This window comes from Rhodoferax sp. (genome assembly GCF_018780565.1).
GTDB lineage: Bacteria > Pseudomonadota > Gammaproteobacteria > Burkholderiales > Burkholderiaceae_C > Rhodoferax.
In genome coordinates this window covers 462,726-479,261 of record NZ_JADMJN010000003.1, presented here as the reverse complement: position 1 = coordinate 479,261, position 16,536 = coordinate 462,726, and the positions used below count along the sequence as shown (strand labels likewise).

13 protein-coding genes are annotated in these 16,536 nt (G+C 61.1%); 3 read left to right on the top strand and 10 right to left on the bottom strand.

The genetic code is table 11. The features are described 5' to 3' along the window. The first annotated feature begins 60 nt into the window (after positions 1–60). Positions 61–3,060: a PAS domain S-box protein gene (locus IV109_RS06195; RefSeq protein WP_296693803.1), complete on the top strand. Its 3,000-nt coding sequence runs from the start codon at positions 61–63 to the stop codon at positions 3,058–3,060. Between the two features lie 3 nt (positions 3,061–3,063). Here the strand turns inward: IV109_RS06195 and IV109_RS06190 are convergent, their stop codons facing one another. From IV109_RS06190 to IV109_RS06145, 10 genes are all read right to left on the bottom strand, one after another. Beyond that, complete coding sequence (locus tag IV109_RS06190) at positions 3,064–4,356, bottom strand: DUF3422 family protein (protein ID WP_296693802.1); 1,293 nt, start codon at positions 4,354–4,356, stop codon at positions 3,064–3,066. An 86-nt stretch (positions 4,357–4,442) separates the two neighbouring features. Continuing rightward, complete coding sequence (locus tag IV109_RS06185; protein WP_296693800.1) at positions 4,443–5,954, bottom strand: tripartite tricarboxylate transporter permease; 1,512 nt, start codon at positions 5,952–5,954, stop codon at positions 4,443–4,445. 11 nt (positions 5,955–5,965) lie between these two features. Then, positions 5,966–6,454, bottom strand: a complete 489-nt coding sequence (locus tag IV109_RS06180; protein ID WP_296693799.1) for a tripartite tricarboxylate transporter TctB family protein — start codon at positions 6,452–6,454, stop codon at positions 5,966–5,968. Between the two features lie 96 nt (positions 6,455–6,550). Beyond that, positions 6,551–8,341 carry a GspE/PulE family protein gene (locus tag IV109_RS06175; RefSeq protein ID WP_296693798.1) on the bottom strand — a complete coding sequence of 597 codons (1,791 nt, stop codon included), beginning with the start codon at positions 8,339–8,341 and terminating at the stop codon, positions 6,551–6,553. Further along, on the bottom strand, positions 8,338–9,120 hold the full coding sequence (locus IV109_RS06170) for a spermidine synthase (RefSeq protein WP_296693797.1): 783 nt from the start codon (positions 9,118–9,120) through the stop codon (positions 8,338–8,340). Before IV109_RS06170 ends, IV109_RS06175 begins: the two co-directional genes overlap by 4 nt. 10 nt (positions 9,121–9,130) lie before the next feature. Continuing rightward, positions 9,131–9,709 carry a DNA-deoxyinosine glycosylase gene (locus IV109_RS06165; protein ID WP_296693795.1) on the bottom strand — a complete coding sequence of 193 codons (579 nt, stop codon included), beginning with the start codon at positions 9,707–9,709 and terminating at the stop codon, positions 9,131–9,133. 4 nt (positions 9,710–9,713) lie between these two features. After that, positions 9,714–10,550 (bottom strand): TatD family hydrolase, encoded by an 837-nt coding sequence (locus tag IV109_RS06160; RefSeq protein WP_296693793.1) that lies wholly within the window; start codon positions 10,548–10,550, stop codon positions 9,714–9,716. A gap of 29 nt (positions 10,551–10,579) precedes the next feature. Next, the gene (locus IV109_RS06155) at positions 10,580–11,812 is read right to left on the bottom strand and encodes a cystathionine gamma-synthase family protein (RefSeq protein ID WP_296693791.1); all 1,233 of its coding nucleotides are present in this window, start codon (positions 11,810–11,812) and stop codon (positions 10,580–10,582) included. Positions 11,813–11,842: 30 nt separating this feature from the next. After that, positions 11,843–12,526: a lipoprotein-releasing ABC transporter ATP-binding protein LolD gene (gene lolD / locus IV109_RS06150; RefSeq protein WP_296693789.1), complete on the bottom strand. Its 684-nt coding sequence runs from the start codon at positions 12,524–12,526 to the stop codon at positions 11,843–11,845. Then, the gene (locus tag IV109_RS06145) at positions 12,519–13,775 is read right to left on the bottom strand and encodes a lipoprotein-releasing ABC transporter permease subunit (protein ID WP_296693788.1); all 1,257 of its coding nucleotides are present in this window, start codon (positions 13,773–13,775) and stop codon (positions 12,519–12,521) included. The genes lolD and IV109_RS06145 overlap by 8 nt, the downstream gene beginning before the upstream one ends. Before the next feature lie 97 nt (positions 13,776–13,872). Here IV109_RS06145 and IV109_RS06140 point away from each other — a divergent pair, with 97 nt between their 5' ends. Further along, a complete protein-coding gene (locus IV109_RS06140; protein WP_296693787.1) occupies positions 13,873–14,811 on the top strand; it encodes a phosphoglycerate mutase in 939 nt (312 codons plus the stop codon). Then, positions 14,808–16,532, top strand: coding sequence for a single-stranded-DNA-specific exonuclease RecJ (gene recJ, locus IV109_RS06135; protein ID WP_296693786.1), 1,725 nt, complete (start codon positions 14,808–14,810; stop codon positions 16,530–16,532). Before IV109_RS06140 ends, recJ begins: the two co-directional genes overlap by 4 nt. Positions 16,533–16,536 lie beyond the last annotated feature (4 nt).

Sequence of the window (16,536 nt, the reverse complement as noted above, 5' to 3'; positions counted from 1 at the left end):
CATCATAATGATCTATCCAACCCGGCTTCACTGACGTCACCCGCATTCAAGAAGTTGAAATTGCTAAAAAATCTGCCACTGCGCACCTTGCTCATGGTCGTCGCGCCACCCCTGGCGGGTATGGCCTGTCTTTTTTGGGTACCAGTGGAGACGCTGCGCTCCCTTCTCTGGGTAACGCTGACCGGCGCCGTGCTGTGGGCTGCACTCACCATCACACTGCTGCGTCAACTCGCCGGTCCGGGCGCCAGCCGGGTCAACCCACAGGCTTTTGCGCGAGGCGTCACGTCGGATGAAAAATACCGTGAAGTCTTTCAGGCCAGCCCGGACTACATCCTGATTGCGCGAACGTCCGATGGCATGGTTGTTGACGTCAACGAGGGCTTTGAAATGCTGACCGGGTACAGCGCCGCCGAAGCCATCGGGCACACCATGCTGGATCTCAACATTTGGGCCATTCCGTCGGAGCGGACTGACTACATCAACCTCTTGATCCGCGACGGTCGCGTGAGGGGTTTTCGCGGGCATTTGCGCAACCGCAGCGGCGTGATCCATGACTGCGTGGCAAGTTGTTCCATTGTCTATATCGACGGCGTATCGCATTCGGTTTCTGTCGTTCGTGATGTCACCGAAGACCTTGCTGTACAGCGGCGCTTGAGCGAATCCGAGGCCCGCTTTCGGGCCCTGTTTGACGGCGCCCCGATTGCCATCATGGAGTACGAGCTGGACGCCAGCAACCAGTTGATCATGCAAAGCGCCAACCGTGGCGCCTTGCAAACCACCGGACTTGAATTGATCGACCTGATTGGAAAGCGCATCGAAGATGTTTTTCCCGGTCTGGCCGGCACGGTCATACCCAAGGCCTATGCCCAGGTCGCATTGACCGGAGAGCCCTTCAGTCGTGAAAGCACTGACTATGTCGATGGCAGGATCATGGGCTCATTCGAGGCGTTTGCCGCCCAGGTAGGGCCCCGTCGGGTAGCGGCATTTGTTCGCAATGTCACAGAGAGAAAGAAGGCCACAGAAGCCCTGCGCATCGCGCAAGAGCAGCTCTCCGCGGCGTTTCAGGTGTCCCCCGACGCCATGAGCATCACCCGCATGAGCGACGGCAGCCTGGTGGAGATCAACCAGGCTTTCGAACGGGCCACTGGTTACACGCGTGAAGAAGCCCTGGGCAAGACCGTGATGGAACTGGGTGTATGGCGCAATGACTTCAATCGTGCCGAACTTCTGGAGAAGCTCAGACGCGACGGCATTGTGCACAACATCCCCTACCTCCAGGGTGACCGTCACGGCAACACCCGCGAAACACAACTGAACTGCGCGGTCTTCGAAGCCAATGGCGAACGCTTCCTGGTGTCACTCTTGCACGACCTGACCAATATCAAGCGCGCCGACCGGGAATTGCGTGAGAGCGAAGCCCGGTTGCGGACCCTGTTTGAGGTTTCCCCGACCGGCATCATCATGATGAACGAGAGAGGCAACATCACCCTGTGCAACCAGCGATTGACCGACATGCTGGGTTACCAGCCGGGGGAATTGTTAGGCCGCACCTACCCCGAATTGATACACCCGGAGTCCCTGGCCGCAGCCAAGCATGGCATCAGAAACCTGTTCGGCGCACCTGCGGGGCAACTGGCTTCTGCGGAGCGGCGTTTCTTGCGTGCAGATGGCGGATACACCTGGGGGCTGGTCACGATCAGACGGGTTTCCAGCAGCGAGTTTGGAACCCCCGGCACGGTAGCCACCATCACCGACATCAGTGACCTGAAGAAGGCAGAAGCCGAGCGCATCGCCAGCGAGGCACGTTTTGCCGAGCTGTTTCAGTCGTCCCCGGTGGCGCTGGCAGTCCACCAAGTCGGTGGCAAATACCTGGGTCTCAATTTCAATGAAGCCTGGTTTCGCACCTTCCTCTACGCACCCGAACAGGCCCTGCAACACTCCTCGCTCGAAATCGGGCTGTGGGTGGATCCCGAGCAGAGAACCTTCTTTTTAAACCAACTCGAACGCGACCAGGGCGTGCGGGACTTCGCCGTACTCATGCGACGGGCCGATGGCGTTCATCGACAGTGCCTGCTGTCCGTGCGGCTGGTGGGCGAGGGTCCGCTGGCCGTCTGGCTGACCTCCTACCAGGATATTACAGACCAGCAAAAAATTCAGGAAGAAATCATTGCGCTCAACACGCAGCTGGAGCAACGTGTCAGCGAGCGCACGCAAGCGCTTCAAAACGCCAACTCGGAACTGTTCGAGACCCTCAACTCGTTGAAAACAACGCAGAGTGAACTGATCAAGTCAGAAAAGCTGGCCGCACTCGGCTCCCTGGTGGCCGGTGTTGCCCATGAACTCAATACCCCGCTTGGAAATGGCTTGACTGTGGCCAGCACGCTGGACCACAAGCTGCAGGAGTTCACCAAGCTCATGGCCAGCGGATTGAAACGCTCGGCGCTGGAGCAATTTGTAGCCGACTCACGCGCCGGCACCGATATCCTCTTGCGCAACCTGACACGGGCATCGGAGTTGGTACTTAGCTTCAAGCAGGTGGCGGTGGATCAGACCAGTTCGCACCGCAGGCGATTTTCGCTGGATTCGGTGGTTTCGGAAATCCTGATCACCATCAATCCTGTCATCCGCAAAAGTCCGTGCAAGGTCAGCTCCAGCGTGGCAGAAGACCTCTGGCTTGACAGCTACCCCGGGCCCTTGGGCCAGGTCCTGACCAATCTGGTCAACAACGCCATGATTCACGGCTTTGAGCCCGGGCAACCCGGCCAGATCGACATTTCCGCCACCGCACTGAACGCCGATCAACTTGAACTGCGTATTCGAGATGATGGACGCGGTATTTCGGCAGAAAATCTGAGCCGGATTTTTGACCCCTTTTTCACAACCCGCCTGGGTCAGGGTGGCTCAGGCCTGGGGCTGCACATCGTGCACAACATCGTGACCGGCATGCTTGGCGGCGAAATCGAGGTATTCAGCACCCCGGGCCAGGGTGCGACCTTCGTGCTGACATTGCCCTTTGCACCGCCCAAGTCAAGCAGCGACAGAATGCCGCTGGACCCTTGAAGCTCAATTCTTGAAAACCCTGTGGTGCAAGCGCCGCAAGGACCACCAGATGCCCAGCGCAACCACGGGAATTGCCGCCGCAGCGGTGCTTTCCGCGCTCCAGGGCCAGCCCAGGGAATGCGCTCCTTTGGCCAGGTAACTGACCAGGCCAACGATGTAATAAGTAATGGCCGCCACCGACAGGCCTTCCACCGTCGACTGCAGTTTGAGTTGCAGATCCTGGCGGGCATTCATGGTGGCCAGAAGGGCCTGGCTGCTTTGCTGCTGCTCGATCTCCACACGGGTTCGCAGCAGGCTGCTGATACGCGAGACACGTTGCGACAGGGCGTCCTGGCGCCGGGTGGCCCACTCGCAGGTACTTCGCGCCGGGCTGAGACGGCGATCCATGAACTGCCCCAGCGTCTGCATGCCAGGCAATGCAGACTCATTAATCTCGACAATCCGCTTGTCCACCAACTCGAAGTACGCTGCACTGGCCGAAAACCGCGAGTGGGTCGCCGCATGCTGGCTCTCGACCTGGCCCGCCAGCTTGGTCAGACGGTCCAGCAAAAGCGGTTCATCCTGCGCCGTGGCACTTTGAATGGCGCTGGCCAGCTCGGCCAACTCCCGCTCCGCAGTGGCCAGAATGCCGAAAGCCTGACGCGCTGCCGGCAGACCCAATAAAGCGGCCATGCGGTAGGTTTCGATCTCCAGCAAGCGCTGCACCAATCGACCCAGGCGGCGCGGTGACATATCCCCTGCCAGCAGCACCATGCGCGAAAAGCCATCGGCATGGATGGCAAAGTCGGTGTAAACCTCCCCCACATCACCGGCCACCGTGGAAGCCAGCACGGTATCTTCCAGCAGCATTTGCTTGATGAGCCCCGATGCGCCGCTGGCCAGCATGGGCACGACCCAGAGATGCAGACTGGACAAACACTGGCCGGGCAAGCCGGCAAACCAGCTCTGCGGCACGGCATTCAGTGCCCGATCGGGCTCAATTTCGCCTAGACGATCGACCGGCAGGGCCGACATGAAGGTCCAGGAGACAAATTCCGTGTGCAGTTCCCAGCGGATGTGAAACGCACCCAGGTCCATGCGGAAATGACTGGACTGCGGATCTGGCAGCGGCAAATGGTGATCCCGCAACAATGCCGCCACATGAGAGCGACTGGCCTCGCGCTCGGCCGCATCACACAACATGACAACATGAGAGATCGCCAGCGGCGCAGTCAAAGCCTGAGGCGGACGGGCATGTACTTCGTTGTGCAGCGAGACGCGCTGCGGGTGCTGAGCCAGTTGGTGCTTGAGTTGCATAGATTTTCCTTCCCGCCATTGTGCCGCACGCCTCCCCCCAAAAAAAACGGCACCCTCAGGTGCCGCTTCTTGGATCCAACCAAAAATCAGTCTTCGACGAAAGCCTCTTCGCGCTTCCTCTTGATCGAGGGCAACAACACAATCACAAGCAGCAGCGCGGCCACAGCCAACAGGCTCGCCGACAGGCCGCGCGTCACAAACACGCTCCAGTCCCCGCGGGAAAGCAGCAAGGCACGGCGCAGGTTTTCCTCCATCATCGGCCCCAGAATGAAACCCAACAGCAAGGGCGCGGGTTCAGCGCCCAGCTTGATGAAGAGATAACCGATGACACCAAAAAGGCCCACCATCCAGATGTCCCAGGTGTTGTTGTTGGTGGAGTACACGCCAATCGCACAGAACAGCACGATCGCCGGGAACAGCCAGCGGTAGGGCACGCTCAGCAACTTGATCCAGATGCCGATCAAAGGAAGATTCAACACGATCAGCATCGCATTGCCAATCCACATGGATGCGATCAGGCCCCAAAACAACTCGGGGTTGCTGGTCATGACCTGGGGGCCGGGCTGGATGTTGTGGATGGTCATGGCCCCCACCATCAAGGCCATCACCGCATTGGGTGGAATACCCAGTGTCAGCAAAGGAATGAAGGAGGTTTGCGATGCGGCGTTGTTGGCCGCCTCAGGTGCTGCCACACCGCGGATATTGCCTTTGCCAAAAGGCACTTCACCTGGCTGCAATTTGGTTTTCTTTTCAATTGTGTAGGCGGCAAAGGCAGCCATCACAGCACCGCCACCGGGCAAAATCCCCAGCAGGGAGCCCAGCGATGTACCGCGCAGCACGGCAGGCACCATGCGCTTGAAGTCCTGCGCACTCGGCATCAGACCTTTGACATCGGCCGTAAACACTTCGCGCTCGCTTTCGTGTTTGCCCAGGTTGCTGATGATCTCGCCGTAGCCGAACACACCCATGGCGATCACGATAAAGCCAATACCATCGGTCAGCTCTGGAATGTCAAAGCTGAAACGGGCCACGCCCGAGTTCACGTCGGTCCCGACCAGGCCCAGCAGCAAGCCCAGAAAAATCATGCCCACAGCCTTGAGCAGGGAGCCCGAGGCCAGCACGACCGCACCAATCAAGCCCAAAATCATCAGGGAAAAATATTCAGCAGGCCCGAATTTGAAGGCCACTTCGGTAAGAGGCACGGCAAACGCGGCCAGCACCAAAGTGCCCACACAGCCCGCAAAAAATGAGCCCAAACCCGCAGCCGCCAATGCCGGCCCCGCTCTGCCCTGTCGGGCCATCTGATAACCGTCGATCACCGTCACCACGGACGAGGATTCACCCGGCAGGTTGACCAGGATGGCGGTGGTGGAGCCGCCATACTGCGCGCCGTAATAGATACCCGCCAGCATGATGAGTGCCGACACGGGCGGCAGCGCGTAGGTAGCCGGCAGCAGCATGGCGATGGTGGCCAGGGGGCCGATGCCAGGCAGCACACCAATCAAGGTACCCAACAGGCACCCGACAAAGGCGTACATGAGGTTGATGGGCGTGAACGCGACACCAAAACCCAGGGAAAGGTTTGCAATCAGATCCATTTGTCAGTTCCTTAACCGGTGATGAAAGCGGGCCACACCGGGAACTGCAGCTTGAGCAGAACGATGAAAGCGAGATAGCTCATGATCGACAGCACGGTGGCGAGGACAAAAACAGCTTTGAAACTGAATTCCTCCCCTGCCAGACTGGCGATGAAGGTCAGGGCATAAATACCTGCGATCAATCCCATGGCCGGAATCTTGAGATTGGGCAGTCCTCCCAGCATCAGGCCGAACACCAGATTGGCGGCGATGATGAAAAACAGAGGCTTCCAGGCCCAGGTTCCGATTTTTTCACCGTCTTCCGTTTCAACGACCAGGGATTTGAAGGCAAGGACCCCGCCCAGAACTGCGAGCAGAACGCCCAGCACCAGTGGAAAGTAGCCCGGACCCATGCGCGCGCCAGTGCCGACGGTGTAGGTTGTGGCACCCCAGGCAAAGGCCACGCCCACAGCCATGAACATGAGGCCCGAGAAAAAGTCTTTTTGACTTTTGATATTCATACAGAAACTCCACGATAAATTCGTACAGGGCATTTTGCACGGGAAACAGCCACAGACGTCATGTGGATTTCACCTATGTCACACCGGCGACCCGGGTCAACTTAAAGGCGGCGTGCAGGTCAGAATTTCTTCAACCACGGTCAGCCCCTCGGCCACGCGCAGCGCACCTGCCAGGCGCAGGGGCCGCATGCCGTCGGCAATCGCCTGACGTTTGAGCGCATCGGTCTGGGGCTCGCGGTTGATCTTTTCCTTAAAGGCCTCGGTCACCACCAGCAACTCATACAGGCCCATGCGGCCCATGAAGCCGGTCATGCGGCAATCCACACAGCCCACCGGCTTGTAGGGCTTGTAGCCGCCGCTGATCTGCCAGGGCTTGACCACTTCCGCCAGGGCCTCGCGCGTGGCTGCGGAGTCGGGCACCTTGCATTGCTTGCACAAGGTGCGAACCAGACGCTGCGCCAGCACACCCAGCAAGGTGGCATTGATCAGGTAAGACGGAATGCCCAGCTCCATCAGGCGTGTCACCGCCGAGGGCGCATCGTTGGTGTGCAGGGTGGAGAACACCAAGTGCCCGGTCAAAGCGGCCTGCACAGCCATCTCTGCCGTTTGTTGGTCCCGTATCTCGCCCACCATGATGATGTCCGGGTCTTGCCGCATCAGCGCACGCAAGCCTTCTGTAAAACCAAAGTCAAGCTGCGGCTGCACCTGTGTCTGGTTGAACGAGGGCTCGATCATTTCGATCGGGTCTTCCACCGTGCTGACGTTGACCTCTTCGGTCGCGACACGTTTGAGCGTGGAGTACAAGGTGGTGGTCTTGCCCGAGCCGGTAGGGCCGGTCACCAGAATGATGCCATGCGGCCGCTTGACCAGTGCCTCCCAGCGTTGGGCATCGTGCGGCGCAAAACCCAGTGCATCCAGATCTTTGACCGCATTGTCCGGGTCAAAAATTCGCATCACCATCTTCTCGCCAAAAGCGGTGGGCAAGGTGGAGATGCGCATCTCGATCTCGTCGCCCTTTGGATTGCGCGTCTTGATGCGGCCATCCAGCGGACGGCGCTTTTCCATCACGTCCATGCGGCCTAGCAGCTTGATGCGTGCCGTCATGGCATTCAACACGCCCATGGGCATCTGGTAGACCGGATGCAGCACGCCGTCAATCCGGAAACGGATCACGCCCTGCTCACGCCTGGGTTCCAGGTGAATATCGCTGGCACGCTGGTCGAACGCGTATTGCCACAGCCAGTCCACCACCTGCACCACGCCCTGGTCGTTGGCATCGAGCTGCTTGTTGCCCTTGCCCAGCTCCACCAGTTGTTCAAAGCTCGATCCGCCAGCGTTGCCTCCGGCCTTGTTGGCCGAACGCACCGACTTGGCCAGCGCAAAAAATTCGGCGGTGTAACGGTGAATTTCCTGCGGACTGGCGACCACCCGGCGCACACTTCGGCGCGACTGCCGCTCCACCTCAGCCACCCAGTCATTGATGAAGGGCTCGGCAGTGGCCACGATCACCTCAGTGGGCGTCACCTGGACCGGCAAGATCTTGTGCCGCTCGGCATAGGCCGCACTCATGGTGTCGGCGACCTTGCCCACATCCACGCGCAGTGGGTCAATGCGCAAATACTCCAGCCCGGCACGCGTGGCCAGCCACTGGGTGAGCAATTCCATGTCCAGCGGTCTGTCATCCATCGCACGCCGCACCGACACGCTGGCCAGACGCACCAACGGATGCTGCGCACTTTCGGCTTGAGCGCAACGTGCCGTGATGCGCTGCGCTTCCGCCGCCGTGATCACGGCATCGCTGTGCAGCCATTCCACCAAACGACGCCAGTCCAACGGACCGTTGTAGGGTGCTTGCGCAGTCGCCTTGGAGCTGGTGGTGTTTTTCATTTCAGCGTCGGCTTGAAAACCCGCACCCACTTGGCGGCAGGCAGGCCCCAACGGGCTTCGATGACTTCGGCGCGTGCCTCCATCACCTCCCGTTTGGGCCGGTTGGGGGTGTGCTGGGCCAGCACCACCGTATTGCCTTCGCGGGTGGGTTTGAAAGCCCACACGGCATCCGCACCGAATGCGGCTGAAATCTTCTCGACGCTGCGCGTGAAGCTGGAGGCCCGGCCAAACAGGTTGACCGTCATGCAGCCCTCCGGCGTGAGCAGACGCCGGCAGTGGTTGTAGAAGGGCAGGCTGTCCAGCACAGGGGCAGCGGCTTCATGGTCGTACAGGTCCACCTGCAGGGCGTCCACCGTACCCCACCATTTGGGGTTCTGGATTTCTTCCGAGGCATCGGCCAGCACCACCTGCATGCGGGCGTTGTCAGCGGGCAGCTTGAACCAGCCACGGCAGGCCAGCAGCACCTGGGGGTTGAGTTCGATTGCCGTGGTTTTCATGCGCAATTCCTTGGCGCAGAATTTGGTGAGCGAGCCCGCCCCCAGGCCCAGTTGCATGGCATGGCGTTTGGCCACGGTGTCTGCATCCACAAACAGCAGCCAGGCCATCATGCGCTGAATGTATTCGTGGAACAGCACCGTGGGCGCGTCCATCAGCATGGAGCCCTGAATCCATTCGGTGCCCAGATGCAAATGACGAATCGGACCTTCGTCGGAGAAATTAACTTCGGGGAGTTTGTTGGTGCGTTTTTTCAAGATGGGGGCATTATCCTCAAACGCCATCTCGCCGGGCTCAAAGCAGACCTGCTGCGGCCATCGCCTCGCGCCAAGCCGCCAGTTTGCGCTCGAAACTCCAGCTGGCATTGGCCGGGCTGGTCGACGGCAGTTTGTAAACAGGTAACGGTGCTTGCGCGCCAGCAGCACTCAAACTTGCCAACACATGCCGAGCATGGCGAAAGCTTTCACCGCCGTTGTGTGCAATCACGCTGAGTTGGGGACACATGCGCTGAAGGCGGGCAAAGTCGTTGACTTGCGCGTTGCGAATGGCGGCATCCAGGCTGCCCTCACGCTCACACGACGCGTACACATCCCACACGCCCAGGCCTTTGCCCAGCAACCATTCGCTACGTTTTTCATAGCTTTCTACGCTTATTGCACGAGGGCTATCTGGCCAAATGGCTTGAAGAATTTTCCAGAAATGATTTTGCGGATGGGCGTAGTACTGGTGCCGCGCCAAGGACGCCGCACCGGGGAAGCTTCCCAGGATGAGCAGCCGTGTGTCGGGGGACACGATGGGCGGCAGTCCGAGCAGGCGCAAGCCGGGCCCCCGAGGCTGAACACCGCCGATGGTTGAATCGTGCTGCGACGTCATCGCGTCAAACCGCCAACAATGCACGCAGACGCGGCAGAGCTGCAAGGGCGTTGCGCGTGCTGGCGTCGGCCAGGTCTGACGCCGACATGCCGCGCAGGGCCGCCAGTTCAGCCCCAATGCGCGGCAGCTCACCGGGCTCGTTGCGGCCTTGGGGTGCGCCCGCCTCGCGCTGCCCGGCCGTGGTGTAGAGCCAGTGCGGCGGCATGTCGGGCGCATCGGTCTCCAGCACAATCGCCTCCAGGGGCAGGCTGGCTGCAAGCCGGCGCAGTTGCAGGGCCCGCTCATAGGTGAGCGCACCGCCAAAGCCGAGCTTGAAGCCCAGCGCCACAAAAGCCCGGGCTTGCTGATCGCTGCCGTTGAAGGCATGGGCGATGCCACTGCCACCGAGGTCACGCAAACCTTTGAGCAGCCGATCGGCGGAGCGGCGTACATGCAGGATCACGGGCAAGCCATGTTTGCGGGCCAGCTTGAGTTGCGCCAGATAAAAGAACTCCTGGCGCTCGCGCAAGGGGCTGGTCGTCAATTCGGGCACCAAAAAATCCAACCCGATTTCGCCCACCGCCACCAGACGCGGATCATCCCGGTATTGCAGCAACCGGGCGTCCAGCGTCGCCAGATCGGCTTCCTGCGCCTTGGCCACATACAGCGGGTGGATGCCGAGCGCGTAACTGTCGCCACCTTGATGCGCCAAGCGGCGCACTGCATCGAAGTTGGCCACCTCCACCGCCGGCAGAACACAATGCGCTACATGATTGAGAGCTGCCCGAGCACGAACGGCGGGGGCATCTGGCTCAAACTCAGCTGCATCCAGGTGGCAGTGGGTATCTATCCAGAAGCTCATACGGAAACATCAGCTTCTCAGGGGCAGCCCTAGCCCAATGCCTGCGCGAAATCCGCCAGCAGGTCGGCACTGTCTTCCAGCCCGACCGAGAAACGGATCAAGCCATCCGCTATGCCCATGGCGGCACGGGCCTGCGCACCAGCCTCCCAGAAAATGGTGTGTGCCACCGGAATGATCAGGCTGCGCGTATCGCCCAGGCCCGTGGCCTTGACTGGTAGTTGCAGGCGGTTGATGAACGCAAAGCACTCCGATGCGTCACGCAACTCGAACGACAGCAGCCACGAACCCGCACTGAAATGCTGACGCGCCACGGCGTGCTGGGGGTGCGACGCCAGCATGGGGTAGTAGACCCGGGTGATCGCAGGATGCGCCTCCAGAAAGCGCGCCAGTTCCAGCGCGGTCGCACTGCTCTGCGCCACGCGCAAAGCCAGGGTCTCGGATCCCACGCTGATCTGGTGCGCATGCTCGGATGACAGGGCCGCACCCATGTCACGCAAGCCTTTTTTGCGAATCTGGGTCAGGCCCCATTGACGCGTGTCGCCCTTGCGATAACTCTCAAAAATATTCGGATACGCCTGCCAGTCATGGCAGCCGGTGTCGGTGACCGCCCCCCCCAGTGCATTGCCATGGCCGGCAATGGTCTTGGTCAGTGAATTGATCACCAGACCGGCATCCACTGTTTTGGGGCGGAACAGCAGGGGGGAGGTGATCGTGTTGTCCACCACGAAGAGCACGCCGCGTTCCTTGCACAGCGCACCAATGCCTGACAGATCCGCTATCTGCGTTCCCGGGTTGGCGATGGTTTCCACGAAGACCAGCCGGGTGTTGGGGCGCAGCGCTGCGGCCACCTTGTCGGATGCCGTGGCATCAACCAGCGTGATCGTGATGCCCAGGTCGGCCAGCGTGCCAAAAAAGCTGTTGGTGTTGCCAAACACAAAGCGACTGGCCACCACATGGTCGCCGGTGCGCAACAAGGTTAAAAACACAGCCGTGATGGCGGCCATACCGGTGGCAAAGCAAATCGTGCCCACGCCCTGCTCCATGCGGGTGATCTTGGATTCCAGCGCCGCCGTGGTGGGTGTGCCCTGGCGCGCGTAATTGAAGCCGCCTTTGGTGGTGCCCTGAAACACGCCGACAAGGTCTTCCACTCGCTCAAAGCCGTACTGGACCGAGGTGTGGATGGGTTTGTGAATGCCACCGTGCTCCACGCCAAAATGTTGGTCAGAGTGAACGATGTCGGTGGTGAATCCTGTTGCTTTCATATGCAGTTCGTCGTGAATGTCAAAAAATCTTTAAACCGTCTCGGATAATTTTCCCTGGACCAGCCGCAATTGTCGGGCGCAGCGGGCCGACAGCGTTTCGTCATGGGTGACCATGATGAACGCTGTGCCCTGGGTGCGCGCCAGTTCAAGCATCAGCTCAAACACACCATTGGCGGTGCTGCGGTCCAGGTTGCCGGTAGGCTCGTCGGCCAGCACGCAGGCCGGCTTGGTGACCAGGGCGCGGGCAATCGCCACGCGCTGGCGCTCGCCACCCGAAAGCTCGGCCGGGCGATGGTGCAGGCGGTCTTTCAAGCCGACGCTTGCCAGCATGTCTGTCGCTATCTGGGCAGATTTGTCGGGGGCCATGCGCCGAATCCACAAGGGCATGGCGACATTGTCCAGCGCGCTGAACTCAGGCAACAGGTGGTGAAACTGGTACACAAAGCCGAGGTACTGATTGCGCAGTTGTCCCTGCACCGCCGCACTCTGGTGCGCAAGATCCTGGCCCCGCAAATGAACCGAACCGGTGGTGGGCGCATCCAGCCCGCCCAGCATGTGCAGCAGCGTGCTTTTACCCGAGCCGGAGGCGCCCACAATGGCCAGGGTTTCGCCAGCGTACACATCCAGATCCACACCTTGCAACACCGTCACATCCAGGCGGCCTTCGGTGAAGCGCTTGGTCAGGCCACGGGCGCTCAAAACAAGATCACTCATAGCGCAGCGCCTCCGCCGGGTTCACCTGACTCGCGCGCCAGCTGGGATACAAAGTGGCCAAAAACGCCAGCACCAATGAGATGACAGCAATCGGCAGGATATCGGACTGCTGTGGATCGCTGGGCATGCGGCTGATGAGGTAAATGTCTTTCGGCAAAAAGCTGGCGTTGAGCAGGCGCTCCAGCGCCGGCACGAGCACGTCGATGTTGAAGGCCACACCCAGGCCCAGGGTGAGCCCGGCCAGCGTGCCAATGACGCCAACCATGGCACCCTGAACCACGAAGATGCCCATGATGCTTCTCGGACTGGCCCCCAGGGTGCGCAAAATGGCAATGTCGGCGCGCTTGTCGGTCACCGTCATCACCAGCGTGGAGACCAGGTTGAAGGCCGCCACCGCCACGATCAGGGTCAGGATGATGAACATCATGCGTTTTTCCAGTTGCACGGCGGCAAACCAGGTGCGGTTCTGGCGCGTCCAGTCGCGCACCAGCAGCTGACCACTCAGGCTGCTTGCCAGTTCGGCAGCCACCTCGCGGGCCTGGTGCAGGTCCTTGAGCTTGAGTCGCACGCCGGTGGGACCCTCCAGGCGAAAAATCTTGGCCGCATCGTCCATGTGCATCAGCACCAGGGCCGAGTCGTATTCGTAGTGACCCGAATCAAAGGTACCCACCACCGTCATTTGCTTGAGGCGCGGCACCACACCGGCGGGCGTCACCTGCCCGCTGGGCGCTACCAGCGTGACCTTGTCGCCCTGACGCACGCCCAGGGAGCGAGCCAGTTCGCCCCCCAGCACCACGCCAAACTCGCCCGGAATCAGGCGGTTCAGGCCGGTATTTTTCAGCTCGACCGCCAGGTCGGTCACTTCCGGCTCCCGGGCCGGGTCAATGCCCCGGACCACAGTACCTTTCATGTCCTCACCCCTTGCCAACAAAGCCTGGGTTGCTATAAAAGGTGCAGCACCCAGCACCTGCGCATTGGCCCGAACCTCGCTCAGGGTGCGCGCCACATCCGGCAATGCCTCCCCATTAGGCGCAAAAATTTCAATGTGCGACACCACCCCCAGCATGCGGTCGCGCACCTCTTTCTGAAAACCATTCATCACACTCAGCACAATGATGAGGGCCGCCACACCGAGGGCGATGCCCAGCATGGATACGCCCGATATGAAAGAGATGAAGCCGTTGCGCCGCGTGGCACGACCAGCCCGCGTGTAACGCCAGCCAAGAATGAGTTCGTAGGGAATTTGCATTGACCAACCGGGTTTGAAACAGCCGTCATTGTGGCATTGCCGGCCAGATACGGGCCTGGCGCAGACCGGCGCGGCCCGTTTCCCGCACAATCAAAGCATGCACCTCCTGATTCCTTTTGCGTTTTGCAGCTCCGACGGCTGCAGCGAAGCCCTTCGCACCCTGAAACTGCCGAACCTGGAGCGACTCCTGTCCCGCCTGACACCCGGGCCCATGGACACCGGCGATGAGCGCAGCCTGTCCACACCGCACGAACGTGCCCTGGCCCGTGCGCTGAATCTGCCGATGGAGGACGGGCTGATCCCGTGGGCGGCGTTGCAGGCCTCTTCACGGCAAGCCGCGGGTGGCGCCTGGGGCTTCATCACACCCTGCCATTGGCAAGTGGGTACCAACCATATCAGCATGAGCGGCCTGGCCTTGCCCGATTTCCCGCAGCAGGAGTCCGAAGCCCTGCTGGCCGCGATGCAACCCTATTTCCAGGAAGACGGCATTGCCTTGCAATATGACCAGGCCACCCGCTGGCTGGCCCGTGGCGAAGCTTTCAGAGGCTTGGCCACGGCCTCACTGGACCGCGTGGCCGGGCGCAATGTGGAAAGCTGGATACCGCGCAGCGCCAGCGCCGCCAGCCTGCGGCGACTGCAAAACGAAATGCAGATGCTGCTCTACACCCATCCGGTCAACGACGCGCGTGCGGCGCGGGGCGTGCCCCCGGTCAATTCCTTCTGGCTCAGCGGCACCGGCGCCACGCCTGAACCGGCACCCGCTTTGGCGGCATCGAACGCGCCTCTGGTCGTCAACACCCTGCGCGATGCAGCCCTCAATGAAGACTGGGCCGGCTGGATCCAGGCCTGGCAAGCACTGGACACCAAGGAATGCGCCGCCCTGCTGGCCGGACTGCATCAAAATAGCCCCCACCAGCTCACCCTGTGCGGCGAGCGCAGCGCGCAAACATTCACTCTCCAGAGCCGAACCCTCATGCAGCGATTTATGAACCTATTTGGCACTACGCCCACATCCCGATTGCTTGAAAAGCTATGAAAATAGTAGCAAGAACATTTCCACCCCGTACCGCCTGGGCGCTGGAACAGGCGGGCATCCACCCCCTGCTGGCGCAGTTGTATGCGGCGCGTGGCGTTCAGGGCACGCAGGAGCTTGACCAGGCCCTGACCCACCTGATTCCTCCTGGCGAGATGCGGGGCGTTGCCGAAGCGGCCACTTTGTTGGCCGATGCCATCGCCACACACAAAAAGCTGTGCATCGTGGCCGACTATGACTGCGACGGTGCCACCGCCTGCGCGGTCGGTGTGCGCGGTCTGCGCATGCTCGGCGCCCGGCATGTCAGCTATATCGTCCCGGACCGCGTGGTGGACGGCTATGGCCTCACCGCACCGATTTCGCAGCGCGTCAAGGACAGCGGGGCGGACGTTCTGATTACGGTGGACAACGGCATCGCCAGCATGGCGGGCGTGGCCACGGCCCGCGCCCTGGGTTTGCAGGTGCTGGTGACGGATCACCACCTGCCCGCCAGTGTGGACGGCCAGATCGTGCTGCCGCAGGCCGATGTGATCGTCAACCCCAACCAGCCCGGCTGCAGCTTCCCCAGCAAGTCCATCGCGGGCGTGGGCGTGATGTTTTATGTGCTGCTGGCACTGCGCGCCGAGTTGCGCCAGCGCGGCTACTTCGATGCTGCCACACAACCAAAGCTGGATACCTTGCTGCCGCTGGTCGCGCTGGGCACGGTGGCCGATGTGGTCAAGCTCGACCCCAACAACCGCCGCCTCGTTGCCCAAGGCCTCAAACGGGTCCGCGCTGGTGCCATGCCAGCCGGGCTGGCCGCCCTGTTCGAGGCCGCAGGCCGCAGCGCACCGGTAGCCACCACCTTTGATTTTGGCTTTGCACTGGGGCCACGCATCAATGCCGCGGGTCGCTTGTCGGACATGACGCTGGGCATTGAATGCCTGCTCACCGACGATGCTGCGCGCGCCACGGAACTGGCCAAGGCGCTGGACGGCATCAACCGCGAACGCCGTGTCATTGAGGGCGACATGCGTGAGCAGGCCATGAACATCGCCGAAGGTTTGTTTGATGAAGGCGACGAGCCCCCGCCCGCCATCTGTGTGTTCGACCCCGATTTTCACGAGGGCGTGGTGGGCATCGTGGCGTCCCGCATCAAGGACAAGCTGCACCGCCCCACTTTTGTTTTTGCCGCCAGTGCCGCACCCGGCAAGGAACACGAACTCAAAGGCTCGGGCCGCTCCATTGCCGGCTTTCACTTGCGCGACGCGCTGGACCTGGTGGCCAAACGCTACCCCGGCGTGTTGCTGCGTTTTGGCGGGCACGCCATGGCGGCGGGCTGCACCATTGCCGAGGAAAACTTTGACGCCTTCGAGCAAGGGCTGAACGAAGTCGCCCAGGAGTGGCTGGACGCTGCCACGCTCACCCGCCGCATCGATACCGATGGCCCGCTCAAGCCCGAATACCGCCGGGTTGAACTGGTGGATGTGCTGCACCACGAGGTCTGGGGCCAGGGCTTTGCCGCGCCTACCTTCAGCGAAGAGGTTGAAGTGGTGTCACAGCGCCTGGTGGGTGAGAAGCATTTGTCGCTCAAGCTCAAGCACCAGGGCCAACCGGTGGACGGCATCTGGTTCGGCCACACCGAGCCGCTGCCAGCACGCGTCAAACTTGCTTTCCGGCTCGACGCAGATGCCTGGAACGGTGTGCGGCGGGTCCGGTTTCTGGTTGAAGCCGCCGAGGTCTGAACAG